Raw genomic sequence first — 24,657 nt, 5'->3', positions numbered from 1 at the left:
ATGGGGGTGTGAAGATGAAAGAATTGATGCGTAATAAGGTTTTTCGAATTGTAGCAGCGGCAGATCTGCTGCAGCAGGCAGCGATATGGATACGCAATATTGCTTTATTGTTTTACATTATGGAACAGACCGGTAATGACCCGGTCGCAGTTTCACTTTTAACCGTATTCGAATATTTGCCTATTTTTCTGTTCTCATTTATCGGAGGGACGCTGGCAGACCGCTGGAATCCGAAAAAAACGATGATTATCGGCGATTTCCTGAGCTCAGTCTCGATTGCTGTCATTCTTCTGTTCGTAGCTTTTGGCTGGTGGCAGGCGGTGTTTGCAGCAACAATTGTTTCAGCAGTTGTGAGCCAGTTCTCCCAGCCATCGTCCGCTATTATGTTTAAACGGCATATTCCTGACGAACAAGTCTCGACTGCCATTGGCATTACGCAAAGCTTGATGTCTTTATTTGTAATCGTGGGTCCCATGATAGGAACCTTAGTATATACCATGCTTGGTATTGAGACTTCTCTGATCCTTCTTATTGCACTTTTCTTGATATCTTCACTGATTCAATTGGCTTTGCCGAATAGTTCAAAAATAAAAGCGGATCCAATTCAAAGATCGATTTTGGGTGAAATGAAAGAGGGGCTATCATATGTAAGACGCAGCCGTAATTTGCTTGTCATTGCTGTATCCTTTGCCTTTATCGGTTTGGGATCAGGAATTATTCAGCCGCTGGATGTGTACATTGTCATCGATCGGCTTCAACTGGCGAAAGAAGATATCCAATGGTTTTACGTGCTATCGGGTATCGGTATGCTGGTGGGGGGAGGCGCCGCGGCTATGTTTGCTCACAAATTAAATCCGAAAGTGGTCACCTTTATCGGTATTGCCTTTCTGTCCATCTCTATTGTCGTTGAGGTTTTATCCGTCTGGGTTGCTTTAACCGCTACAATGCGGTTATTGGTAGGCGTGATGATGGCATTTATGCAAATTGTGCTGAGTTCAATTATGATTAAGTCGGTGGACGAAGCTTACGTCGGGCGGGTGAGTGGAACGATAACGCCCATCATCATGGCAGGTATGCTGCTTGGATCGTCAATGTCTGGCGTGCTGATGAACAGCATTACGTTGATTCCCACTTATTGTTTAGCGGCAGGCATCATTTTTATTGCAGCCTTGTCGAGTCTTAAATTTAATTTTAAGGAGAATAACAAAGTACCGGCTGCCTGATCGAAGGCTGCTTCCCTGTCTGAACTTACCAACATATGAATTTAAGAACATCTGAACTTGCCAGCTTGATATATCGTGCCATTACCGATAAAATGGGCCATGCATGGGTACGAACGAACTTCAACTGGAGAAGGTGGTTTGGTTTGCGAATTCATATTCTGGTGGCTGATGATGATCCTCATATCCGGGAGCTGCTGCGTTTTATTTTGAAGAAGGATGGATATGTGGTGATGGAGGCGGAAAATGGGGAGGAAGCTTCACGTGTGATGGAAAATGAACAAGTTCATTTAGCCGTTGTGGATGTGATGATGCCAGCGAAAAATGGCTGGGAGCTCTGCGAAGAAATACGCAAGTTTTATGATATTCCGGTCATTATGCTGACGGCTAAAGGCCAGATTGAGGATAAGGAGCAGGGCTATTTATCAGGCACGGATGATTATATGGTCAAACCGTTTGAACCGAAGGAACTGCTGTTCCGGATTAAAGCGCTGCTTCGCCGCTATCAGATGGTTTCTTCGGAGTTGATTCAGATCAACAGTACCACGATCGACCGCAGGAGCTACGAGGTGAAAATTGATGGCGAGACGCTGATTATTCCGTTGAAGGAATTTGAATTGCTAGCCCAATTAGCCAGTCAGCCGGGGCGTATTTTCACACGGGAGCAGCTTCTGCAGTTGATTTGGGGCAACGATTATGAGGGGGACAGCCGGACCATCGATGTGCATATCAAGCGGTTGCGGGAGCGCTTCTATGACATCACGGATGACTTTGTTATCACGACGGTGCGGGGCATCGGCTATAAGTTTGAGGTGGGCAGCTGATGAAGACATTATACATACGAATTGTGCTTACTTTTTTCGTGATTATTATGGTGAGCAGCATTTTGGCGTTATTGGTGTCCAATATTTATTATCTGACCCAATTAAGAGGATATAACGAACAAAAAATATTGAATATCGGCAAAGAAATCCGTGATTTATATGAACAAATGCCGGATCTGGATAAGGATGACTACCTGACACACATAGGGAATATGGGATTTCAGATTTATGCCGTAAATGAAAAGCTCGAAGGCAAGTTTTATGGCAGTCCTTTCAAGCACCAGGAAATGGACCCGGAGCAAATCCGCCGCGTTTTAATGGGAGATACCTACCACGGCATATTGGAAGAACGGCATTTGTTAATGGTTACCGGCTTTTTTGAGAACAGTATCCGCAATAGCGTTGGGCTTCCTCTGCAAGTAAATGGCGAAGCTTACGCTTTGTTTGTGCGCCCTAATTTGGAGCAGCAGATCGGCGAGGTGCGGATTTTGCTCGCTATTCTCTTAGTGTACACCTTTTTGTTCAGCATGATTTTGATCGTCATTTTTACACGTGATATTGTTAAGCCGGTCAAAAAATTGACGGAAGCGACCCATAAAATCGTTGGCGGCAACTATCAGATTGAGATGGATGTCTCGCGGCGGGATGAAATCGGCAATTTAGCGCGGGATTTCACACTTATGGCGCAGTCGCTCAAGCAGCTCGATGATATGAGGCAGGAGTTTGTGGCCAACGTATCCCACGAAATTCAATCCCCTTTAACGTCGATTCAGGGCTTTGCCCAATCCATTCTGGATAAAGAAACGACCCCCGAAGAAGCAGAGCGATATCTCCACATCATTGAAGAAGAAAGCAGCCGCCTATCGTCTTTAAGCAAACAGCTGTTAACGTTGGCAGCATTAGATAAAGAAGTGAATGTAATGAAACTGACTGCTTTCCGGTTAGATGAACAAATTCGCCAGGTTTTGATCGCAACGGAGTGGCACTGGACGGAGAAGGCGCTGCTGGTGGAGCCGGATTTACCTGAAATCGTCATTTCAGCAGATTCCCAGCTTTTATATCAAGTATGGTTCAATCTGATTACGAACAGCATTAAATTTTCTCATCCAGGAGATACAATCCAGGTAGAAATTTTGGTGGAGCATGATATTGTGGTGAAAATTAGCGATACAGGCATAGGTATACCGGAAGCGGAGCTGGACTCTATCTTTCAACGGTTTTATAAAGCGGACAAAGCGAGGAATCGTTCGCTCTCCGGCAGCGGGCTGGGATTGTCGATAGCGAAAAAAATTATTGAGCTTCATCATGGAAGCATCGAAGTACATAGCGAATTGGGCAAAGGTACAACCTTCATCGTCCGGCTGCCTCATGTGTAATGAGCCGTTCATCCTCCGTTCATAATCCTGCTCTAAGATCTAGGGAGAGTGAGGACAGGAGGTTATGTGAGCATGAATCGATCCTTGCATACATGGGCCCGCTTTATAAGCAGCCCGAAAGGAGCCAAAATTGTTGTCATCTGTTGGCTTCTGATCATTATCGTTTTGAGTGGAATTGCACCAGGGGCCAAGAAGCATGCAATCAGCAGCGACGAGCAGAGTATTCATGAGAATACCCCGTCGGCTGTGGCCCAGTCGCTGCTGGAAGAACAGTTCCCATCAGAAGATGGGCTGCCTGCGCTGCTGGTGTTTCATGGACAGCAAGCGATCACCGATGATGAAAGGGCCAAAATCTCTGGGATTAGCGAATGGCTTTCATCCGCTGATAAGCCTGAGAATATAGCCAGCGCCATGCCTTTTCACCAGTTTCCAGAAGCTTTACAAGATCAATTGTTTTCTGATGACCAAACGACAGTTTTGCTGAACGCATCCTTGAGGAAGGATTTAGAATCTGATCAAATATTCAAAACGCTGGAACAGATCCGAAGCAAGGTTGAACACACAGGTCTCGGAAATATCCAGTTTGAAATTACGGGACCTGCCGGCATCGGCGCAGATACTATTTCGCTTTTCAAAAATGCCGATTTGGTTCTGATGTTCGCGACGATCGGTTTGATTCTAATCCTTCTGATGATTATTTACAGGTCCCCCTTGCTGGCCATTATTCCACTAGTTATCGCAGGGATGGTCTATCAGGTAGTCGACCGGGTTTTGGGATTAGCGGCCAAAAACGGATGGTTTATCGTAGACAAGCAAGCTCTTTCCATTATGATGATCCTGCTGTTTGCCGTGCTGACGGACTATTGCTTGTTCATTTTCTCCCGTTATCGGGAGGAGCTGAAGAAAATCGGCTCGAAAAACGATGCGATGAAAATCGCGCTATCTCAAGTAGCGGAGCCTATATTATTCAGTGGCGGCACCGTGCTTGCAGCTATGCTGACCTTGTTCACGGCTGTATTCAAGCCTTATCATCACTTTGCCCCTGTGTTTTCTGTTGCTTTGGTGGTGATTCTGCTCGGAGGACTTACGCTGATTCCCGCCGTATTTACGCTGATTGGACGCAAAGCGTTCTGGCCCTTCGTTCCGAAGCTGGAGGATAAAGAGATGAAGCCGACCGGGTTTTGGACGCGAACAGGCGCTTTCGTAACGAAAAAGCCGGCAGTCACAGCAGGTGTGCTGCTCCTGGTACTGATTAGTGCCTCAATGAATGTTGTAACAGTGAAATATTCGTTTAATCTCCTGAAGTCATTTCCGGACGATATTTCATCACGCCAGGGCTTTGAAATTTTGGAGCAGCGCTTCCCGCAAGGACAGCTGGCGCCTGCTACTGTTATTCTGCAATCAGACGACGAGATCGTGCTGGATTCCTCCTTTACGGCCAAGCTGATCGCATTAACAGAGTCCATCAAGAAGCAGGCAGGAGTAAGCGGGATTTCGCCTGAAATTACACCAGAGCTAGCTGCAGAGGATGCAGCCCTGCCAAGAAACTTCCTGTCTGAGCAAAAGAATGCGATCAAGCTTCAAATGACCTTGCAGGATAATCCTTACGATCAAGCGGCTCTAGATGTAATGGAAGTTTTCCGGAGCAGTGAAAAGTCTCTGCTGCAGCAAAGCGGGTTCGATCCATCCCGATATACGCTGCAATATGCAGGACAGACTGCAGAAAAGCTGGATGTGCGAAGCATGAATCAACGTGATACAGTTATGACTTTTTCACTGATTGCTATATTCATTGCTATTATGCTCGCCTTCCAGGCCAGGTCTATAGCGCTCGCACTTACGATGCTGGCCACGATGCTGCTATCGTACACAGCAACTCTAGGTATAAGCTGGCTGGTGTTTCATACACTACTAGGCTACGATGCGATCAGCTATCGACTTCCTTTATATACCTTTGTATTTCTCATAGCGCTGGGCGTTGATTATAACATCATGCTGGTTTCACGGATCAAGGAGGAAGCCCGGAAATATGCCTGGAAAGAAGCGATAAGCAGGGGAGTGGCTTTAACCGGGGGAGTCATTTCATCGGCGGGCATTATTCTTGCTGCGACATTTTGTGTGCTAATTACGCAGCCGCTCCAAGAGCTATTCTTGTTCGGGCTGATGATGGCAATAGGGATTCTAATGGATACATTCCTCGTTCGAGGCATGCTGCTGCCTGCAATTATGACCTATATGGGAAAAAGAAGTCATGCGAAGCAGCAAGCTGATTCTATATCTATCATTCGCAAGTAGCAACTACAGGAGAAACCATCACTTTTTAGCAGGAGGTTCATACCATGTTTGGAATAATGCTATTTTTACACCTGACAGGTTTATTTATTTGGCTCGGTGCTTTACTTGCTATTATCGTCATGCTATCCATGTTAAAAAAGCAGCTTGGTTCCCAGGAAACTAATACGCTAGCGAAAAGGATCATCCGCGTCTTTAGTATGCTTGCTCATCCTAGTGCAGTCGTTGTTTTGATAAGTGGCGTTTTGATGCTGTTGGAGATGGACTTGGGATCAGATAGGCCTCTTTGGCTCATATTGATGGAAAGAGGAGGCGGCACGATCATTCTCCTTGCACTTATCCTGACGGGCATCCTGGGCAGCAAGGCCAAAAAAAGCTTGAGCGCCGGACAGGGCGTAGATGTAAGGTTATCCGGCTATTTGACTGCATTAGTCAGCTTTATGGTTCTGATTGTATCCGTTGTGCTAATAGTAAGTATGAAAATATAAGATTGTTTTTTTTGGGGGTGTGTCAGTGAAGCTGATGCATCCTTTTTTTAACTTAATAGAAAGTTGTGGAAAGGAGGCACAGTTTTTCGCTATTGCCACTATCCCTTTCCCTCAGGAGAGAAATCTCTGTTGGCAGTCCGTTTGAGCGGCCATATGATTTCGCCATAGAAAGCAGCGTATCATGCCATTTTGCATAAAATATGCATTTTAATGAAAAAATAATCAAATTGGCGAATCACGGATCCAGTGTATCCAGTGTAATCCAGTGTATCCAGTGTATCCAGTGTAATCCAGTGTAATCCAGTGTTAGCAAGCGGTTCGTAAGCTGCTTTTGATTGGCTGAGCGAGGAGGCTTTTTTATGCTTGAGAAAATCATTGTTGTGCTCCTCTTGTTTGCATGTATGCTCGCAGGTGACGGTCGCAGGCTTAAGCATATGAGCAGGAAAGAAGTTGCAGGGTACGCTGTGGTGATACTGCCTGCTGTATATCTCGCTCTCATTTTTTTATTCAACACAACGTGGCCCAATTTAACGGACTTGCTCCGTATGATGTATGGACAGCCTGCCGGGCAACTAGTGGAGCTCATTGAGTAAGACCATCATCTACATGGTAGAAGGGAGGGGAGGGACTTTGAATGAATGAACCAACTACTATTTCCTCCATTCAATTAGCTTCCTTGTTAATTGCCTGCTTGACTGGCTCGGCCATCGTGTTTATTCCAAATCCGCTGGCGGATGTCGCACAGAATGGAGCCTGGCTGTCGCTAATCATTGCTTACGGTTTCGGTATGCTGGTTTTAGCTTGTATCCTTTATTTGAACCGCGTGCATAACGGTCTTGACCTGATCGGATACAGCCGGCTTCTACTTGGGAGGTTTTTGGCTTTTTTCATTGCGGTTTGCTTTGTAATGATGCTTTTATTTTCTATATCAGCGGTTGATGCGGGAATAGGAGACTTTTTTACAAGTGTAATGATGAGGGATACACCCAGCTATGTATTTAATGCGATGAGTTTATTGACAGCGGCGTTGACGGTAAGGGCAGGTGTGAAGGTTATTGCGCGAATGTTCGTGCTTTTGGTATTCATTATGATCTTATTTTCTGCTGCTGTTATCATTATGGCTGTTCCTTTGTACAAGCCGGAGTTTTTGCTGCCACTTTTTCCTGAGGGGATCAAGCCCATCCTGCATGGTGCTTTTATTGTTTCCGGTTTTCCTTTTGGCGAAGTTGTCTTTTTTTCTATGATACTTCCGTTCGTTCGGTTGGATAAAGAAGCTACTTTGGGCAAGCATTTGTATGCAGCTCTTACGGTCACAGGTATTTTACTGACCCTCTCGACTTTAAGCACTCTGATGGCTTTCGGTCCGGCCGCCGGATTTTTCAAGTATTCTCTATACAGGCTTGCCGGTGAAATTCAAATCGCCGAAGTGATTCAACGAATCGAATCTGTTATCGGTATTGCTTTAATTGTTGGCTCTTATATGAAGGCTACTGTGTATTTGTTCATTCTCGATACAATCTTAAGTAAGCTGTTTAACCTTGAGAAAAAGAGCGTGCTGATTTACCCCATTACACTAGTCTGCATCTTTCTGTCACTCACTATGTTCAAAGACCCTTCAGATTTCAATGACCAAGTGTATAGGATTTGGCCCTTTGTTGTAGTGACTATCGGCTGTTCGGTGGTTTTTCTGCTTACTATCATTACTATATGTAAATCTATATTCAAGAGAAGGGTAAAAGCGGGAGTATAGGGGGGATGCTGAATGGGTGAGATGCTGGAAAACATGTCAATAGGTCAGGAGATTTCATGGGACTTGAATCTTAATCGTAAATGGTTCGAGCAAATATTCGCTAACTGCCAGGATATGATGATTGAATCTTGGAGTTATGGACCTGCTTTGAAATATGCGGCTTTTTCTGTATGTTGTCAGTCTCTGGTTGAAGATGACCACAATGAGTATATGAAATCGACGCTACAGGACCTGGTCCAGCATGAAGCAGGGATGACAGAGCCTATTTCTCCTGAGCAAGTGCGGTATTATTACACACATACCGGTGTCTCGTCACAGTCCAGAGTTTTGCTCAGCACCTATGAAGAAGTTCAGCGGCACCTATTGGAAGGCTTTGTCCTCATTTTTTTTGATCAATGGAACCAGGCGATCAGCTACAAAATGAATAAAATTAATAAAAGAGCGGTAACGGAGCCTACCAGCGAGCCTGTTGTGCAGGGGCCACGAGAAGGAACGGTAGAGAACTTGGATACCAATCTGGGGATGCTGCGTCAGCGGGTCAAATCTCCCCTGTTCAAAATTGAATTTTTTATCGCAGGGACAATTATGAAAACAAAGGTCGCTTTCGCTTACTTAGAGCAAGCCGTCAATCCTGAGGTGCTAAAGGAATTTAGAAACCGGCTTCAAAATATCGAACCCTATGAGGTGCAGGGTACCTCCTATATTGAAGAGTGGATTGAAGATTCCACTTACTCGCCATTCCCCCAGCATCGATATACAGAACGAACAGACACAGCTGCCGCTGCTGTGCTTGATGGTAAAATACTCGTTCTAGTGGAAAACTCACCTATGATTCTGATCTGTCCTTCCCTGTTTGTGGACTTTTTTGGAACTAGTGAAGATTACTATGTCCGTACAGTTTATTCGACGCTAATCCGCTTGCTGAGAGTATTGGCCTTTTTTATAGCACTTACTTTGCCAAGCATTTATGTAGCCTTCTCCACCTTCCATCCTGAGTTAATCCCCACGGTTCTTTTGCTGGCTATATTGGGCACTCGGGAGGGTATTCCATTCCCTGCCTTTCTGGAAGCTTTAATTATGGAGGTTTGTTTCGAATTGTTGAGAGAAGCGGGGATTCGCTTGCCGCGTCCGGTTGGATCAGCAGTTAGTATCGTAGGAGCGCTTGTTATTGGGCAGGCAGCCATTCAGGCGAAGATCGCTTCACCGACTATGGTTATCGTCGTAGCTCTGACTGGGATCGCATCCTTTGCGATTCCCCATTATGACATGGCTATTGCAGTCAGGGTGCTGCGGTTTCCGTTTATGGTTGCTGCCGGAATGTTAGGCGGCTTTGGGCTTATGATTGTTTTTCTGCTTACGTTTCTGCATCTGACCAGTCTGCATACACTCGGCCAGCCGTATTTATCCTCGTTAGCTCCGCTGCAGCTGAAGGATATGCGGGATGTGTTTATCCGGGCACCTTTAAAGCGCCTTCTGCGCTCGCCGCGGAACCGTCATCTACATAAATCACGGGGGAAAAGCTCGCCATAACAGCATACCTGGAGGACACTATGAGATTGTTTATGGCTGCCATCGTTATCGCAATCACAGCATTTACTTTAACCGGATGTTGGAATAGGGTTGAGCTAACCGACTGGGGTTTTGTTCAAGCAGCTGCAATTGATCAGACTGATGACGGTAAAATATCGCTGACTACCCATATTTATAAGCCTAATGGAGATTCGAGCGGGCAGGGCAGCCCGGGGAAATCCTATATTGATATTGTAACGAACAGCAATACACTATTGGGAGCTTCCCGGGATGCAACGACGGAGCTGGGCAGGAAGCTGCAGTGGAGCCATATGCAGGTGCTTCTCATCAGTGAAGAAATCGCAAAGTCTAGAGAAATTCACAAAATTCTTGATTTTTTCTCCCGTGACCATGAGCCGCGTGGTTCCATCTCCATCCTGATTACAGAAGGCAGGGCAGGCGATTATTTGCATATTCAACCATTAATTGAAAATACGATGGGGCAGCAGCTGAAAAAGATTGAGGAACACGCATCCAAGCTATCCGCAAAGACGCTGGAGATGTCGATCACCGACTTAACGATACAGGCTCATGAAGAGGGACCGAGTGGAATTGTTGTTCCTTATGCGACCATAAGCCTTATGCCCAAAGAAGGGGTTAGCATTGCCGGACTGGCTGTCTTAAATTTTCCCGAAAGGAAAATGTCTAGTCTTATTCCTCCTGCTCATACTCCTTACTTGTTGATGCTAATGAATAAATTCAAAGGTGGAATTATCGATATTCCCTGTAGTAAAGAGAGCGATAAAAAAGTCGAAACAAGTGATTCTTTTGAAGTCATTCAGGTACAAACCAAAGTGAATCCTATAATCAATGGAGATTCGCTTGCTGTAAAGTTTATCATTACTGTGGAAGGAGCTGTAGGCGAGTTGAACTGTTCTGAGGTTGTTACTAAAGAAGAAGTAAATAAATTCAGGACTAAAATCAAACGAGTAACTGAGGAACGTCTTCGAAAAACAATAACGCTGCTGCAGCAGCAGAAAACAGACGTACTGGGAATTGGCATCCATATGTACCGGACTCACAATCAATTATGGAAGAAATGGAAGCCGGATTGGGAGGAGCGGTTTTCTCATATCAACTTTACTGTAGAGGTGGACGTGAAGCTTATGAACACTGGGATGAATGCAGCTAAGCCCTATTTTAAGCGATAAGTATATCGATTATACGCATAGAGCCTTCAAAAAAATCCAGAGAAAAATCGGGAGCTCATCGCTGAAGCCTCCCGATTTTTTTGGCATATTAATGGGCGGTCCAGCCACCGTCCGCAGTAACAACAGCTCCATTAACAAAGCTGGAGGCATCAGAGGCCAGGAACAAAGCTACATTTGCAATTTCTTCCGCTTCTCCAGCGGGACCTTGTCCTGCTCTTTGAATAGCTTCCAAACCTATGGCATTAGGCTCCGTAATTGTGGAGCCAATGTTGGTTTTGACTGCTCCAGGGGCAACCACATTTGCTCGTATGCCCTTTAATCCGTAAGTGGCTGCAATGTTTTTAGTTAGCCCAATGAGTCCGTGCTTGGAGGCTACATAGGCAGCTCCGCCTCTTGCCCCGAATAAGCCGCCGACGGAAGCGATGTTGACGATTACTCCTTTTCCTTGCTTAAGCATAACCTGCAGGGAAGCCCGTGATACATACATAGGTCCGTTCAGGTTGATCCCAATCACGCGATCCCAATGCTCATTAGTAAGCTCAGCAGCAGGTACGAAATTATCCATAATCCCCGCATTATTAACTGCAATATCGAGAGTACCGTAAGTCTCTACGGCTTTGTTGATGATTTCTTGCACTTCTGATTCTTTGGAGACGTCAAGTGTTAGTCCTATTGCTGTCCCGCCAGCTTCCTTGATTTCAGTGACTACCTTGTCGATGTTTCCTTGATTAATGTCCGTGACTATCACTTTTGCACCTTTGGCGGCAAACAGAACAGCAATGGCTCTTCCCATTCCAGATCCTGCACCTGTAACGATCGCTACTTTGTTTTGTAACATTTCAGTTCGCTCCTCTGCATAAATGGTTTTGGTTTTTTTTGAAGGATATCCTATTATCATAACTTACTTTACTGAAAACTAGAAATTTATCCATAATTCCCCTGAATGGGACAAAAGCCTTGCGGCGTCCTTTGATGAGCGTGTTCATAGCGTTGGTGTATGACGGAGGGAATGGCTGTGGGCTCCAGCCGCGGTTAAAGATTTGTTCCCTTGAATGGAATTGATGAGGAGGTAGGAACAAATCTTTAAAGGCGGGCGCTAACGCTCTTCCACCCACAGCCATTCCCTCTTTTCAGCTACAATCGTACGAATGGCACGAACACCAAGCTCAAACGGACAGCCAGCAAGGGTTTTCTCTTGGCTGGAGGTGATTTCCTAGCGGGCACAGGCGCTGGGGATGAAGTGCTGCTGCTTTAACGATGATTTTCATCGTTAAAAGCACGTTGCGTCTCCACATTCTTACTTTAACAATGAAAATCATCGTTAAAATCCCTTTTATCCACCGCGAAGTACCATACGCGCTCATATAGCGATGAAAATCATCATTAAAGTGGCTGGTTGACCTGGAAACACTACCTTTAACGATGAAAAACATCGTTAAGTCAAGCACACGCTCAATTTGAGGGCGGTCGACTGTTTTTTTATAATTTATCGCTGTAAAGCAATTAAATGAATGGGTATTAAAAAAAGCCCGGCATCAGCCGGACCTTCAATTAGACCTTTTAATCATTTTCAAAACACCTTCAAAGCAGCTCCAAACAATCTTCAATTCAGTTTCGCTGCTGCAACGTTACAAGCCTTCCTTTTCTAACCTCCCGCATTCTCTCCAGGCTTGCTCTTCTCAATGTTAGCTCTTCCCATAAGCAGAATCAGCAGAAAAGCCAGGATAGGCAGGACAATACTCCACTGGAACACAAAGGCAATGGAGTCTGCTAAGCCGTCGATCATTTTTTGCAGCACATCTGGCGGGAATAGCTTGCGTACTTCTGGCTGCAGCAGTGCTTGTGGATCTCCAAATTGCTTAGCTTGCTCCGGATCAGGCAGAATCTCGGTAATGTTATTCGTCAGGCGGCGAGTCTGGATCACTCCGAATATAGTGACGCCAAGGGCGGAGCCGATTGTCCGGAAAAAGCTGATCATGGATACAGCCGCGCCTTTATATTGATTGCTTACTCCGTGTAAGGTAGAAATGTTGAAGACGACAAACGATACACCGATGCCAAGACCAACAAAAACCATGTATACAGTTACGATAGCGCGTGAAGTATCTGCGGTAATGGTGCCGAGCAGCGCAAGGGCGACTATTAGAATGCATGCTGACACGATCATAATGTTGCGAAACACAAATTTTCCGACAAATCTTCCGCCGAGCATACTGCTGGCTACGACTCCAAGCATCATTGGGGTTAGTGTCTGACCGGCAGAACTGGCGGAACCCCCGTATACACCTTGCACGAAAATGGGAATATAAGTAGCACCGGAAATCATAATGGCTCCATATAGAAAGCTGGCCAGCTGGCTGGCTGTAAATACTCTGTTTTTGAACAGTTGAAGGGCTATGATTGGGTTTTTCACTTTTCGTTCTACCGTCAAGAAGATGATGAAAGAGACTACAAATGCTGCGAATAAGCCAAGAATCTGCCAGGAGCTCCAAGCATATGTCTTACCACCCATCTCCAGAGCGAACATGAGCGTAAGAACTGTCGTAGCTAAAAGGACAACACCGCCCCAGTCGATGATCTGTTTTACCTTTTGATTGGATTCCTTGTAGAAAAGGGCCAGCAGAATAAGTGAGACAATCCCGATAGGAACGTTGATGTAAAATACCCAGCGCCAGTCGATTTTGTCGGTAAAAAAAGCGCCTGCCATCGGTCCAAAAACACTGGACATCCCAAATACGGCGCCGAATAGTCCGTTCATTTTACCGCGTTTTTCCGGAGGGAAAATATCGAAGATAACGGCAAAGCAAAGCGGCATTATCGCACCGCCACCAATCCCTTGAAGTGCACGGAAAAGGATCAGCTCAGTCATTCCCTGGGCTAGACCGCACAGAATGGAGCCGAGCAGGAAAATGCCTAGTCCAAGCATAAAAAAACGTTTGCGGCCGTACATATCGGACAATTTTCCGAAAACTGGTGTTGCTACAACTGTCGCGATCATATAAGCCGAGAAAACCCATACGAGTTGTTCAAATCCGCCGAATTCGCCTACGATGGTAGGCATCGCTGTGGAAACGATCGTCTGGTCCAATGCCGCCATAAACAGGCCGAGTAAAAGTCCCAATACCGTCCATTTAATATTTGTTCTGCTTTTATCCATTGCCGGTTAACAACCTCTTTCTTTTTTGTCTACAATTTGAGCTTATTTCAATGAAATCAGTCTATCCATCTCCTGAAGCAGCCATTCCTTCTCAGCCTCCATCACATGGAAGCAGTAATTAAAGTAAATTTGATTCTGTTCTTTCTCATCTGTAGCAATATTAGGATGTTGAGCCACGTGCTGTTCGTTTGCTTTTTGAAAATCGAGAATTTGCTGAATGTAGCCTAGATATTGCTGGATGCAGGAGATGCGGATACTAACAGGTACATGTAAAAAGTACATCATCTTCAGCTTGAAGGTAATTTCCGTTTCAAGGTTGTACTCGAGAGGTGTTTCCATAAGCTCAAGGAACCTCTCTCTACCTTCAGGAGTCAATGCAAATACACGTTTACGCCGGCCTTTCGCAGCTGTCTCATCTTTCATTTCCTGAAGCATGCCAGCTTTCACGAGCTTGTTCATTAATGGATACAATACGCCCCAGCTAATTTGCCGGAACGGCCCGAGCACTGCTTTAAGAATAGAATGGAGCAGGTAGCCATGCTTAGGACCGGCAAGCAATTCGCCAACGATGTATAGCTCGTAAATTTCAATCATCCCTTTCATATATCTTGAAGATATATTCAATGTTGATGATTATATATCTTCAAGATATATAAATCAATTTAAAAATTATTTTAAAAATCAAGCCTTGGCAGATGAAGCAGGAACCTGATATAATCAACATTCTATGAGATATAAAAGCAATAAAAAAAGCCGTCACCTGGATAGGTGACAGCTTGTACAATACTGCTTATTAAAATCGGGATGTGCGCTGGTTAAAAGGGACAACAATGTATGAAAAAGAGTTGCATTCATATAGGTATTATGATAAAATTGTTAAGAGGAAAATTTGAAAAAAATAATCATATTCATCATAACACAGTAATAATATAGTTGTCAACAAAGAATCCTTGGAAAAATTTTTATAACACCTAGTTTATTCCATTTTTTCAGGGAGGAGGGGGCGGATGGTAGTGGATGATCAACGTGCGGAAATAGAGATAGAGCTAACGCTTGAGCAGGTTAAGGACCTTATATTGGAACAAGGTAAAAAAAGCGCTTCGCTTACCTACAAGGATATTATGGAAAAGCTCGCCCCATTCGACCAGGATCCGGAACAGCTCGAAGAATTTTTCGAACAGATTTCCGAGCTTGGCATTGAAGTAGATAACGAGAATGAATCGGATATCGACCCCTCACTTGTACCGGACGATCAGAAGCACGGTGAGCTGAATTATGACGATGATCTCCTCATGACTCCAGATTTGAAAATTAACGATTCTGTGCGGATGTACTTGAAGGAAATAGGGCGTGTCGGGCTCCTTTCAGCCGTAGATGAAGTAGATTTGGCAAGAGCAATCGAGCAAGGTGACGAAGAAGCAAAGCGGAGATTAGCTGAAGCGAATTTGCGCCTTGTTGTGAGTATAGCTAGAAGATACGTCGGCCGCGGCATGCTGTTCCTCGATTTAATTCAGGAAGGCAACATGGGTCTAATGAAAGCTGTTGAGAAGTTTAATCACTCCAAGGGGTTCAAATTCAGTACGTATGCCACATGGTGGATTCGTCAGGCGATTACTCGCGCTATAGCTGACCAAGCCCGGACGATCCGTGTGCCTGTGCATATGATCGAGACGATTAATAAGCTCATCCGGGTTTCCAGGCAGCTGCTGCAGGAGCTTGGACGAGAGCCTACTCCTGAAGAAATTGCCAAGGAAATGGATCTGACAACCGATAAAGTGCGTGAAATCATGAAAATTTCGCAGGAGCCCGTTTCCCTCGAAACGCCGATCGGCGAAGAGAACGATTCGAATTTGGGCGACTTTATTGAGGATCAGGAGGCTCTGGCACCGGCCGATGCTGCTGCTTATGAGCTGCTCAAGGAGCAGCTTGAGGATGTGCTGGATACACTTACGGAGCGGGAAGAGAACGTGCTGCGACTTCGTTTTGGACTTGATGACGGCCGTACCCGGACGCTTGAGGAAGTTGGCCAGGTGTTTGGCGTCACCCGCGAACGGATTAGACAGATCGAAGCGAAGGCACTGCGCAAGCTGAGACATCCAAGCCGGAGCAAACGGTTGAAGGATTTTTTGAAATAAGAGTTTGAACTGACAAGACCACTGGCTAAATGATGCAGTGGTCTTTTTGTTATGGTTTTATTAGAAAGTTCTGCTGGCAGTCCGTTTGAGCGTGGGCGTTCGGCACGTTACTTTGTAACTGAGATTGAAGGGATGTGGGAAGGATGAGTATTAGTAGCAGCCTTGTAGGAGAACTCCCTCCGCCAAAATGAGCGTGTACTCCACTTAACGATGTTTTTCATCGTTAAAGTAAGTGTTCCAGGTCAATCAGCCACGTTAACGATGTTTTTCATCGCTAAAAGAGGTTTCTTGGCCTGTCTGGGTCTTAAAAGTTACTTTAATGATGTTTTTCATCATTAAAGTAGGGATGTGGAGAGGAACTGGTGTTTTTAATGATGAAAAACATCGTTAAAGTCTCAGTTCCTTTTCAGCTGCAGATGGCTGGTGGTCACGGTGGATCGCAGTTACCGCGGGCACTCCTCCTCCTCAGTACCTTTGCCCGCCTTTAAAGATTTGTTCTCACCCCCACAGCCAATGTATTTAGAGGAACAAATCCTTAACAGCGGCTGGAGCCCATAGTCAAGCCCACAGCCATCCCCTCCCTCCGTAGGAATTACCAGATTAAGCAGAAACTTATAATGGGTTTTATGTAAGAATAAGGCGTGATGAGCCCGTTTTTCATCTTTTATTTTATGAAGAAAACAAATGATAATCGATTGTTGACAATCGTTCTGGGTGGTCGTATAATCGAATCAAAATGAAGCCATGGCTTTATTTTGAAAGGATAAATTGTGTTACAGGTTAAGCTGGTGAAGGGAATTTATCCGAAGAAAGATACGAAGAAAACTATGGAGAAAGCTTCGAAGAAAGCTTCGAAGAAAGCTACGAAGAAAGCTCAGAGGTATGCTAAGAAAGAAAGTCGTGTAAATGCAAAACTTTAGGGAGGGAATCGTCTTGCAAAAGTTAGCTATATTATGGGCAAATGGACCTTCTAGCGGCAGCATTCTTGTTCGCCATGGAGTCTTAATTTCTGCGAAAGTTATATCACAGGAAGGAGAATGGTCTGGTGAAGCGTGGTCGTTCCAGGCAAATGGAGATCTGCGCATTGAGCTGGAGGTTGAAGAGTCAGATCCGCTTGGCAAAGTGAGAACCGTTGTGACGGTTCAATCCGTAACGCATCCATTTAGTTTTTTTGTTCAGGATGTTAGTCAGGATTATCCTATATACATTCCTGCTTACGGTGCTGCCGTTACAGAGTCTGGGGATCTACGTTCTTACAATCAGCTTCAGCAGGCTATTACGGATAGAGGGCTCCTGACGAACTTGACGAAGCTGGAAGCGGAGCCTGAAGAATCCTACGATAATGCTGCTGCAGCAACGCGTAATCAGCCTAGTCCCATATGGCTTGGAACGGGTAGGGATACCCGCATTTTTGAAGCTCAGGCTAGAGGCCGTGCGAGTAACAATTTCTGGTCACCTCCAGTTGGTGGATCAGATCTGCAGTGGGATTGGATTCAGCCGAGGCAGCACAGCATAGAACGGGGATTGCCAGAAAATGAAGGCCGGCCAGTAAGGTACTACTATATGAGCGGAAGGGGCATGGGCTGTGCAGACAACGTGACGCGCAGGCTGGAGGACGGGATACTTCCTATTTTACATACCACTTTTGTTGACGACGATATCCGCTATCATTCCCGCTCCTTCGTATCCTATGAATCCACTCCACTGGTAGCTGGAGCAGCGCGGGGCACACATTATTTGCTTGCTGATGGTTATGGATTTGGGCATATGTTCACCGAGGAACAGGCGCAAGAGCGGGCAAAGCTGCTGGAAGCAGAAACGAGTGGAGCTGAAAACACGGTCTTTTATTGCAGTATTGACATTGAGAATACAGCGATGGTTCCCAGGTATGCCTGGTTTAAAAATCTTATCCCTAACATTGGAGGCATTTCCTATTCCTTCGACGGAAGAACTGGATTTGCCCAGTATGCGGAGGATCGTGTTTTCTGTGTCACTTTTTGCAACGGTAAACCACTGAGAACGGAAGAAACGGCTATCCTTCTAAAGCCTGGAGAGACGGTTAAGATTGAATTTTATTTGCCTCATGAGCCTATTAGCAGGGAACGGGCTGAGCGGTTAGGTGAACAAAAGTTTCAAGCTCGTTTTGAGGAATGCCGCAGCTTCTGGAAACAAAGATGTGCAAAAGGCGGACAAATAAAGCTGCCTGAAAAACGAATTGAAGAAATGATTCAAGCTGGCCTGCTTCATTTGGATTTGGTTTCATATGGCAAAGATCCTGAAGGAACGATCGTTCCTGCTATTGGCATTTATACGGCTATCGGCTCGGAAAGCTCACCTATCATTCAGTTTATGGATTCGATGGGTTGGGGAGATATGTCCGCCAGGGCGCTGGCTTTTTTCCTGGACAAGCAGCATGAGGACGGATTTATTCAAAACTTTGGCGGATACATGCTGGAAACTGGCGCTGCGCTTTGGTGCATTGGGGAGCATTATCGTTATACGCGCGACGATTCGTGGCTCGCAGCAATCAAGCCAAAGCTGTTGAAGTCCTATCAATATTTGCTAAGCTGGCGCGAACGCAATGAAAGGGAAGAGCTGCGCGGACGTGGATACGGCATGATAGAAGGCAAAACAGCCGATCCGGAAGATCCGTTTCATTCCTATATGCTGAACGGATATGCCTATCTTGGGTTAAGCCGGTTGGCAGAAATCCTTGCGGAATCGGACCCTGATCTTTCCAGTCAAATTGGCGAACACGCACTTCTGTTAAAGGCGGATATTCGCACTGCTTTTTTCCAATCCGTTGCTTCCTCTCCGGTTGTTCCGCTTGGCGACGGCAGCTGGGTCCCTACGGCACCACCTTGGGTAGAAGCCAATGCCCCTCTTGCGCTGTATGAAGAAGGGGAAAACTGCTTCACTCACGCTACCTTTATGGGCCGCGATTCGATGCTGGGCCCGCTTTATCTTTTGTTTCATGAAGTCATCGCACTGGATGAATCCGTGGCCGATTTCATGATGAATTACCACAATGAATTGATGCTTACCCGCAACGTCGGCTTTAGCCAACCGTACTATTGTATACATCCTTGGGCACATATTAAGCGGGGGGAAGTAAAACCTTTCCTCAAAGCTTACTATAATTCGTTTGCGGGCTTGGCGGACAGGGAGACCTACTCGTTCTGGGAGCATTATTATCAGGTCAGTCCTCATAAAACACATGAGGAGGCCTGGTTCCTTATGCAAAGCCGCTGGATGCTTTATATGGAAGAGGGAGATGTGCTGCGCCTGCTTCCAGCGATTCCACGCAAATGGCTTGAGCATGGCGAAGTGATCGAGCTGACCGATTTGAACAGCTACTTCGGCAAGTTCTCGCTGACTGTAAAGTCCGAACTGAACGATGGCCGTATCACAGCTAAGTTCACATGCGGGCCAGAAAGAAGGCCGGCCTCAGTCAAATTGCGGCTGCCGCATCCCGCAGGGAAGAAAGCCAGCCATGCAGTCGGTGGAGCCTATATCGAAAGCGAAGAAGCTGTCCTTATTCATATCGAAGAAGAGCAGACAGAGCTTACCTTGTTTTTTGAATAAATGCAATTATACCGAAAGACGAACTCAACCAAGAAATCCAGGAACTGCTGCGTAACCGTGGTGCAGTAACCAAGTTTAAGCATCCAACTTCCGTAGCTGGACTAGACACTATCATTAACATGGATCGCATTGTTGTCGATGATCCCAATGGACTGCAAACAACAAGTGAAGAAGAACTTCGCCAGCTAAAAGAACAGGCCATTCAGATCCTCAAAGAAGCAATGCAATCAGACGATTGCGAGCGTCGTGAGAGAGCGGCTGCGGCAATTCTTCAACTCCATTAATCAAACGAAAGGACTGACCCAGGCTGCATGATTAATGCTGGGTCAGTCCTTTTGAATTAGGCTTTGGCCTGCAGCAAAGCCTGCAAAACCGGCGACTAGGCAGAGAAGACACAGGGCATAAGCAGCGGGAACACAAGAGCCGGCGTCTTATGCCGGAAAATATCCATGTTTAAATATGCCGTACCATTCATCAAGGGCTTCGCCTTTTAGAACATTTAACTTCTCAAGAATATGCCTTGAAAATTCTACAGCACCACTGCCATTGGCAGTGATAAGATTACCATCCCAGACAGACTGGGCGTCTACATAGTAATCATCGCCCCGATAATCGGGTGCGCCCTGCTTCAGATACGGCAAGGTGTTTCCTGTATGCTTATTTGCATCAAGGAATCCATGATTGCCTAAAAAAGTAGTCGCGTCACAAATGGCTGCAACCGGAATATCGTGCTGCACACAATAGGTTACGATCGTTTTGGCCTGCTGATTGTCAGCATTTCTCCATGCGGTGCCACCTGGAATAATGAGCATTGCTATTTCTGTATGGCTGCAATGATCCTTCAGGTCATAATCGGGAAGCACTTTGAAACCGCCCATTGATACCTTGGGAGCTTTATCAATCGCAATGGTCTTAACTTCATACCCGGTCCCAGGCTTATTCAACTCTGCGCTAACATAGCTTGCTTCCCAATCTGCAAAGCCATCTGTAAGAAACACCAGTACTTTCTTCATGTACAATTCCCTCCACAACCCTTATTTGCTATCTGAATCCAGCATAACAGATAATCACTGTCACTTACTGTCAGTGTATTTATGAAAGCAGTGAAAAGTTTTACTGCTACTTCTGTTCATCAGGCACTTCCAAAAGCTGTTTGCCGAAATCCAGACAATGGTTACAAATCGCAACGTTTGGACCGTGAACAAGCTTTTGTACTTCATCTTCGGTTTTGCTGCAGAAGGAGCATGAGCGGGCAGCGTCAGCATTAATCTCAGCAGCTATTGCGCCTGTTGTCGCTTCCGCAGTGTAAGCTTGCAGCCCTTCCTTCATGTCCATCTGGATAACGGCTTGATAGATGTGCTCCGAGACGTTTTTATCTGTAAACTCTTTATAGTCGAAGTCATTCTTTAATTTCATGGCAATCATGGTGTAGGCAATAGTCATACCCTCAAAGAATCTTTGCCGCAAGGGATCGTCGGTTTTGACGATGTGCTTCTCGCTGTCCTGGATCATAGCTTCCAAATAATCGATCATATCTTCAATTTTAGCGCCGCGGAAATTTTTTTTGCGAAAATCTTCTGTCAAAAGAAAGCACCTCCAATTTTTATTGGTATATGTACACTTATGTACACCGATGTATACATATATAATAATCCATTTTTTCCTTCTTGTAAATAACAGAATTCGCAATGAATTTTATGTTGAAAAAAGGCGAAATTTTTACATTGTTTGTGTTAAAATACTAACACGGTATTGGTTTTCAAGTGAAAAACTTTAATATTGCATTATGAATCAACAGATATTGTTTCTCAAAAATCCGTCGATTCTAATCCTGGACGAGGCTGCCTCATCACTGGATACGGAGACAGAGTCAGCCATTCAGTCCCAGGCCGAGCTGTCGGTGGGACGCACCACCTTGGTTATTGCTCATAGGCTGGCCACCCTCAAGAATGCTGACCGGATCGTTATCGTTACGGAAGAAGGCATATCCGAGCAAGGCAAACATCAGGTTCTCCTCGCGGCAGAAGGCGTTTACAGCAAATTGCACCGGGTGCAGTTCAGAACTTGAGTTCATAGTCTAATTAAAAGAAGGAGATCAACCATGGAAAGAGTAAGTAAAAAGCTATCGAAAGCGGATATTTTCAAAAGGTTTATTTTTATCACACTAGGTTCTATCATGATGGGTGTGGCACTTGAAATATTTTTGGTTCCTAATAACATCATCGACGGTGGGATTACAGGTATTTCAATTATGCTATCCGAACTGACGCCACTTCCTCTGGGCGTGTTCATTTTTATTCTCAACATCCCTTTTCTGTACATCGGATACAAGCAAATCGGCAAAACCTTTGCCATCTCGACGCTCTACGGTATCATCCTGCTATCCTTAACAACCGTATATCTGCATCATTCTGTGCCGTTTACGAACGAAACGATTCTTGCTGTTCTGTTCGGAGGTCTTATTCTGGGACTTGGTGTAGGCTTAGTCATCCGCTATGGGGGTTCCCTGGATGGTACGGAAATCGTAGCCATTCTTTTATCCAAAAGAACAAGAATGCCGGTCGGCCAGCTGATTATGATCATTAACTTCTTTATTTTCATATTTGCCGGTTTTGTTTTTGGATGGGATTCCGCCATGTACTCCATATTTACATACTATATCGCTTCTAAAGTTATGGATATTGTAGTTGAAGGTTTGGATGAGTCGAAGTCTGTAACCGTAATTTCCAAAGATTACGAGGAGATTTCCGAAGCTATTGCTAACCGTCTGGGGAGGCCTACGACCTATATTTACGCCAAACAAGGGAGAACCAAAGAAGATACGCAAATGATCTACTGTGTGGTTACCCGTTTGGAATTAGCCAAGCTGAAGACCATCATTCAGGAAATTGATCGTAACGCCTTTATTTCGATTTCAAATGTAGCCGATGTTCTTGGAGGCAGCATGACCAAAAAGAGCATTCATTAAAGCCATTGACATTGATACCCTGCATACATAAAAAGAAAGACCTTCAATAAGCTATTGGGGTCTTCCTTTGTTGTAGGTTAAAGTAAACGGCTCGTTACAGCATTCAAGTGGCCATATCTTTACGGCGGAATATTGCTAGTGATAACCGAAAGGATAATCCAAGCAGAAGGAGTCCTACGACCGGAAAAAGCCAAGCAGTTGCAAGCTGCGACTCTGGCAGCCAGTCTATTTCCCGTTTAGGAAGGTTAGAAGCAGCAATAGTGAGGAAAACGAAAATGAATATAACAATCTGGGATCCTTTTGCACCCAACCAATAATAGATCGGAAAAAACAGGGATCCGAAGAGAAAACAAATACCTAGGGTTAATCCAATATCTGTCCCGGTAAACGAAGCTTCCCTTTGCAGCACATAGCGGTTAATCAACATCATAAGCAGGCCGGAGGCTAGACCAATAAGCAAATAAACAAAAAGAGTGCTGTATTTCGCGGATACGATTTGTTTTCTGGAAATAGGGAGGCTTCCAACAAACAATAAATTTTTATTTTTTCTTTCCAGGGAGCAGGAGAACATGGTGAGCATGACCGTAGGCAGTATGCCAAGCAGAAGGGAAGACCTCTCTGTAGGCAGCAAGAATCCGAAGAAAGCAATATAGAGCACAACGAAAAGAAAATAATAGCGGAGGATAAGGATGTCCTTACGAATTAAATTAAGCATGGGTGCGCCCTCCTTTTGCAGTGAAGTACATGATATCCTCAAGTGTCGGCGACACCATTTTTGCATAGGAACCGAACAACCGCTCAGCTTCGGACCGATTAGCAGACAAGCCCTCGAAGCCTATGGACGTTTCACGAATGCCGATAAAAGCATTGCGGAGATCGCGATCTAACAAAGCGGTATCACCTTTCACCAGCACGTAGCGATCCAGAATTTGTTCCTTCGAATCACTGAACACAAGCTTGCCGCGGTTCACAAAGGTTATAAAATCCGCAATACGATCCAAATCAGTAGTAATATGGGTGGAAAATAAGATCGTTTTCTTTTCATCGAGCATCAGCTCGCCCAGAATGTCCAGCAGCTCGCGGCGGAATACGGGATCAAGTCCTGCTGTCGGCTCATCCATAATGAGCAAATCGGCCTGGTGGGATAAGGCGCATGCCAACGAAAACTTCATTTTCATTCCTTTGGACAAGTTCTTGATCTTGGTTTTCTGTGATAATTCGAAGCGGTCCAAATAATTTTTAAATAAGGCTTCATTCCATTGTTTATAGAAGGGAGCTATAACATTTTTCATGGCTGCAATGGTTAAATGCTCATAGAAGTGGCTCTCGTCTGAAACGAAGCCTATCTGTTCTTTGATTTGTCCTTCCTGCTGTGGCATGGGCTTGCCAAAGATGCTGATTTCACCTTGCTCAGGTACGGCCATACCCATTAAGAGCTTAATCAATGTACTTTTTCCGGCTCCATTTGGTCCAATCAGACCGGTTATGAAGCCCTGTTTAATACCAAAAGAAACTTGATCTAACGCAAACTGCGAATATTTCTTCGTTACTCCGCGTATTTCAATGACATTCATCCGTTATCCTCCCCATCTTCATAGAGTATCTTGACCTGCTCGAGCAGCTCTTCCAAGGTAATTTGCAGTGATTTGCTTTCCATAACAATCTCGATCGTTTTATTTTCTAACAGTCTTAGCCGCTGCTCGCGGATAAACTGCTGATTGGCGCCGGATACGAAGGAGCCCTTGCCAACTACGGAATCAATGAGCCCTTCTTTTTCCAATTCCTCATAGGCGCGTTTTGTGGTGATTACGCTGATTTGCAAATCCTTGGCCAACTGGCGAATTGAAGGCAGACTTTGGCCGGCAGTAAGCTCCCCGTTAAGGATGCTTTCCCGGATTTGCTTGCAAATTTGCACGTAAAGTGGATCGACAGAAGCGTTGGATAAAATAATGTTCATAACTCACCACTCATTTTCAGATTTATCTGCGCATAGTGTATATATTAAGTATATACACTATGCGCGGTGATATGTCAATTTGTTGTACAATTTTGCTGCTCCATTTTTGCTTTATTGACACTGCAATAATCCGCATGATAAGTTCAATGCAGCTATCCTGGTTCGTAATTATGTATAGAAAAGAG

General features: G+C 45.1%; 21 protein-coding genes and 1 pseudogene. 14 read left to right on the top strand and 8 right to left on the bottom strand.

All coding sequences use genetic code 11. From position 1 onward, the window contains the following. Positions 1 to 14: 14 nt before the first annotated feature. The 9 genes from J2Z66_RS13150 (at position 15) to J2Z66_RS13110 (ending at position 10,670) form a co-directional block, all read left to right on the top strand. Positions 15 to 1,223, top strand: a complete 1,209-nt coding sequence (locus tag J2Z66_RS13150; protein ID WP_209971868.1) for an MFS transporter — start codon at positions 15 to 17, stop codon at positions 1,221 to 1,223. A gap of 143 nt (positions 1,224 to 1,366) precedes the next feature. After that, a complete protein-coding gene (locus J2Z66_RS13145) occupies positions 1,367 to 2,044 on the top strand; it encodes a response regulator transcription factor (protein ID WP_209971867.1) in 678 nt (225 codons plus the stop codon). Then, a complete protein-coding gene (locus J2Z66_RS13140) occupies positions 2,044 to 3,420 on the top strand; it encodes a sensor histidine kinase (RefSeq protein ID WP_209971865.1) in 1,377 nt (458 codons plus the stop codon). The genes J2Z66_RS13145 and J2Z66_RS13140 overlap by 1 nt, the downstream gene beginning before the upstream one ends. A gap of 72 nt (positions 3,421 to 3,492) precedes the next feature. Continuing rightward, positions 3,493 to 5,715, top strand: a complete 2,223-nt coding sequence (locus J2Z66_RS13135) for an MMPL family transporter (RefSeq protein ID WP_209971864.1) — start codon at positions 3,493 to 3,495, stop codon at positions 5,713 to 5,715. 44 nt (positions 5,716 to 5,759) lie between these two features. Next, a complete protein-coding gene (locus J2Z66_RS13130) occupies positions 5,760 to 6,200 on the top strand; it encodes a hypothetical protein (RefSeq protein ID WP_209971862.1) in 441 nt (146 codons plus the stop codon). Positions 6,201 to 6,559: 359 nt separating this feature from the next. Further along, positions 6,560 to 6,793 carry a hypothetical protein gene (locus tag J2Z66_RS13125; RefSeq protein ID WP_209971860.1) on the top strand — a complete coding sequence of 78 codons (234 nt, stop codon included), beginning with the start codon at positions 6,560 to 6,562 and terminating at the stop codon, positions 6,791 to 6,793. A 41-nt stretch (positions 6,794 to 6,834) separates the two neighbouring features. Further along, a complete protein-coding gene (locus tag J2Z66_RS13120; protein WP_209971858.1) occupies positions 6,835 to 7,950 on the top strand; it encodes a GerAB/ArcD/ProY family transporter in 1,116 nt (371 codons plus the stop codon). A gap of 12 nt (positions 7,951 to 7,962) precedes the next feature. Beyond that, entirely contained in the window at positions 7,963 to 9,480 is a 1,518-nt protein-coding gene (locus tag J2Z66_RS13115) for a spore germination protein (protein ID WP_209971857.1), read from the top strand. 20 nt (positions 9,481 to 9,500) lie between these two features. Beyond that, positions 9,501 to 10,670: a Ger(x)C family spore germination protein gene (locus tag J2Z66_RS13110; RefSeq protein ID WP_209971854.1), complete on the top strand. Its 1,170-nt coding sequence runs from the start codon at positions 9,501 to 9,503 to the stop codon at positions 10,668 to 10,670. Between the two features lie 88 nt (positions 10,671 to 10,758). Here J2Z66_RS13110 and J2Z66_RS13105 read toward each other — a convergent pair whose 3' ends face one another. From J2Z66_RS13105 to J2Z66_RS13095, 3 genes are all read right to left on the bottom strand, one after another. Continuing rightward, positions 10,759 to 11,508, bottom strand: a complete 750-nt coding sequence (locus J2Z66_RS13105; protein WP_209971853.1) for a glucose 1-dehydrogenase — start codon at positions 11,506 to 11,508, stop codon at positions 10,759 to 10,761. Positions 11,509 to 12,315: 807 nt separating this feature from the next. Beyond that, entirely contained in the window at positions 12,316 to 13,827 is a 1,512-nt protein-coding gene (locus J2Z66_RS13100) for an MDR family MFS transporter (RefSeq protein WP_209971852.1), read from the bottom strand. 42 nt (positions 13,828 to 13,869) lie between these two features. After that, complete coding sequence (locus tag J2Z66_RS13095) at positions 13,870 to 14,421, bottom strand: PadR family transcriptional regulator (protein ID WP_209971851.1); 552 nt, start codon at positions 14,419 to 14,421, stop codon at positions 13,870 to 13,872. Between the two features lie 413 nt (positions 14,422 to 14,834). On the opposite strand from J2Z66_RS13095, the gene rpoD reads away from it, so the two are divergent. The 3 genes from rpoD (at position 14,835) to J2Z66_RS13080 (ending at position 19,831) form a co-directional block, all read left to right on the top strand. Continuing rightward, positions 14,835 to 15,962: an RNA polymerase sigma factor RpoD gene (rpoD, locus tag J2Z66_RS13090; protein WP_209971850.1), complete on the top strand. Its 1,128-nt coding sequence runs from the start codon at positions 14,835 to 14,837 to the stop codon at positions 15,960 to 15,962. 933 nt (positions 15,963 to 16,895) lie between these two features. After that, a complete protein-coding gene (locus J2Z66_RS13085; protein ID WP_209971849.1) occupies positions 16,896 to 19,547 on the top strand; it encodes a glucosidase family protein in 2,652 nt (883 codons plus the stop codon). Positions 19,548 to 19,666: 119 nt separating this feature from the next. Further along, positions 19,667 to 19,831, top strand: a complete 165-nt coding sequence (locus J2Z66_RS13080; RefSeq protein ID WP_209971848.1) for a hypothetical protein — start codon at positions 19,667 to 19,669, stop codon at positions 19,829 to 19,831. A gap of 147 nt (positions 19,832 to 19,978) precedes the next feature. Here the strand turns inward: J2Z66_RS13080 and J2Z66_RS13075 are convergent, their stop codons facing one another. Then, positions 19,979 to 20,560, bottom strand: a complete 582-nt coding sequence (locus J2Z66_RS13075; protein ID WP_209971847.1) for a type 1 glutamine amidotransferase family protein — start codon at positions 20,558 to 20,560, stop codon at positions 19,979 to 19,981. 106 nt (positions 20,561 to 20,666) lie between these two features. Next, complete coding sequence (locus J2Z66_RS13070) at positions 20,667 to 21,131, bottom strand: ClpX C4-type zinc finger protein (RefSeq protein WP_209971846.1); 465 nt, start codon at positions 21,129 to 21,131, stop codon at positions 20,667 to 20,669. A gap of 217 nt (positions 21,132 to 21,348) precedes the next feature. Between J2Z66_RS13070 and J2Z66_RS13065 the strand changes: the two are divergent. Next, positions 21,349 to 21,615, top strand: a pseudogene (locus J2Z66_RS13065) (multidrug ABC transporter ATP-binding protein); the annotation flags it as partial. A 33-nt stretch (positions 21,616 to 21,648) separates the two neighbouring features. After that, a complete protein-coding gene (locus tag J2Z66_RS13060; protein ID WP_209971845.1) occupies positions 21,649 to 22,515 on the top strand; it encodes a YitT family protein in 867 nt (288 codons plus the stop codon). A 103-nt stretch (positions 22,516 to 22,618) separates the two neighbouring features. Here J2Z66_RS13060 and J2Z66_RS13055 read toward each other — a convergent pair whose 3' ends face one another. Genes J2Z66_RS13055 through J2Z66_RS13045 form a run of 3 tightly spaced genes read right to left on the bottom strand, consistent with a single transcriptional unit; the run spans position 22,619 to position 24,472 of the window. Beyond that, positions 22,619 to 23,230: an ABC-2 transporter permease gene (locus tag J2Z66_RS13055; RefSeq protein WP_209971844.1), complete on the bottom strand. Its 612-nt coding sequence runs from the start codon at positions 23,228 to 23,230 to the stop codon at positions 22,619 to 22,621. Beyond that, positions 23,223 to 24,089, bottom strand: a complete 867-nt coding sequence (locus J2Z66_RS13050) for an ABC transporter ATP-binding protein (RefSeq protein ID WP_209971843.1) — start codon at positions 24,087 to 24,089, stop codon at positions 23,223 to 23,225. Before J2Z66_RS13050 ends, J2Z66_RS13055 begins: the two co-directional genes overlap by 8 nt. Further along, positions 24,086 to 24,472 carry a GntR family transcriptional regulator gene (locus J2Z66_RS13045; RefSeq protein ID WP_209971842.1) on the bottom strand — a complete coding sequence of 129 codons (387 nt, stop codon included), beginning with the start codon at positions 24,470 to 24,472 and terminating at the stop codon, positions 24,086 to 24,088. The genes J2Z66_RS13050 and J2Z66_RS13045 overlap by 4 nt, the downstream gene beginning before the upstream one ends. Between the last annotated feature and the right edge of the window lie 185 nt (positions 24,473 to 24,657).

Origin of the sequence: Paenibacillus eucommiae, from assembly GCF_017874215.1 — a bacterium.
Lineage (GTDB): Bacteria > Bacillota > Bacilli > Paenibacillales > NBRC-103111 > Paenibacillus_AI > Paenibacillus_AI eucommiae.
Note: the sequence above shows the minus strand (reverse complement) of the source record. Positions and strands in the feature narration are given on the sequence as shown.

Coding starts and splice junctions, on each gene's coding strand:
- J2Z66_RS13150 (WP_209971868.1), top strand. CDS start 15: ATGAAAGAATTGATGCGTAATAAGGTTTTTCGAATTGTAGCAGCGGCA.
- J2Z66_RS13140 (WP_209971865.1), top strand. CDS start 2,044: ATGAAGACATTATACATACGAATTGTGCTTACTTTTTTCGTGATTATT.
- J2Z66_RS13135 (WP_209971864.1), top strand. CDS start 3,493: ATGAATCGATCCTTGCATACATGGGCCCGCTTTATAAGCAGCCCGAAA.
- J2Z66_RS13130 (WP_209971862.1), top strand. CDS start 5,760: ATGTTTGGAATAATGCTATTTTTACACCTGACAGGTTTATTTATTTGG.
- J2Z66_RS13125 (WP_209971860.1), top strand. CDS start 6,560: ATGCTTGAGAAAATCATTGTTGTGCTCCTCTTGTTTGCATGTATGCTC.
- J2Z66_RS13120 (WP_209971858.1), top strand. CDS start 6,835: ATGAATGAACCAACTACTATTTCCTCCATTCAATTAGCTTCCTTGTTA.
- J2Z66_RS13115 (WP_209971857.1), top strand. CDS start 7,963: ATGGGTGAGATGCTGGAAAACATGTCAATAGGTCAGGAGATTTCATGG.
- J2Z66_RS13110 (WP_209971854.1), top strand. CDS start 9,501: ATGAGATTGTTTATGGCTGCCATCGTTATCGCAATCACAGCATTTACT.
- J2Z66_RS13105 (WP_209971853.1), bottom strand. CDS start 11,508: ATGTTACAAAACAAAGTAGCGATCGTTACAGGTGCAGGATCTGGAATG.
- J2Z66_RS13100 (WP_209971852.1), bottom strand. CDS start 13,827: ATGGATAAAAGCAGAACAAATATTAAATGGACGGTATTGGGACTTTTA.
- J2Z66_RS13095 (WP_209971851.1), bottom strand. CDS start 14,421: ATGATTGAAATTTACGAGCTATACATCGTTGGCGAATTGCTTGCCGGT.
- rpoD (WP_209971850.1), top strand. CDS start 14,835: ATGGTAGTGGATGATCAACGTGCGGAAATAGAGATAGAGCTAACGCTT.
- J2Z66_RS13080 (WP_209971848.1), top strand. CDS start 19,667: ATGGATCGCATTGTTGTCGATGATCCCAATGGACTGCAAACAACAAGT.
- J2Z66_RS13075 (WP_209971847.1), bottom strand. CDS start 20,560: ATGAAGAAAGTACTGGTGTTTCTTACAGATGGCTTTGCAGATTGGGAA.
- J2Z66_RS13060 (WP_209971845.1), top strand. CDS start 21,649: ATGGAAAGAGTAAGTAAAAAGCTATCGAAAGCGGATATTTTCAAAAGG.
- J2Z66_RS13055 (WP_209971844.1), bottom strand. CDS start 23,230: ATGCTTAATTTAATTCGTAAGGACATCCTTATCCTCCGCTATTATTTT.
- J2Z66_RS13050 (WP_209971843.1), bottom strand. CDS start 24,089: ATGAATGTCATTGAAATACGCGGAGTAACGAAGAAATATTCGCAGTTT.
- J2Z66_RS13045 (WP_209971842.1), bottom strand. CDS start 24,472: ATGAACATTATTTTATCCAACGCTTCTGTCGATCCACTTTACGTGCAA.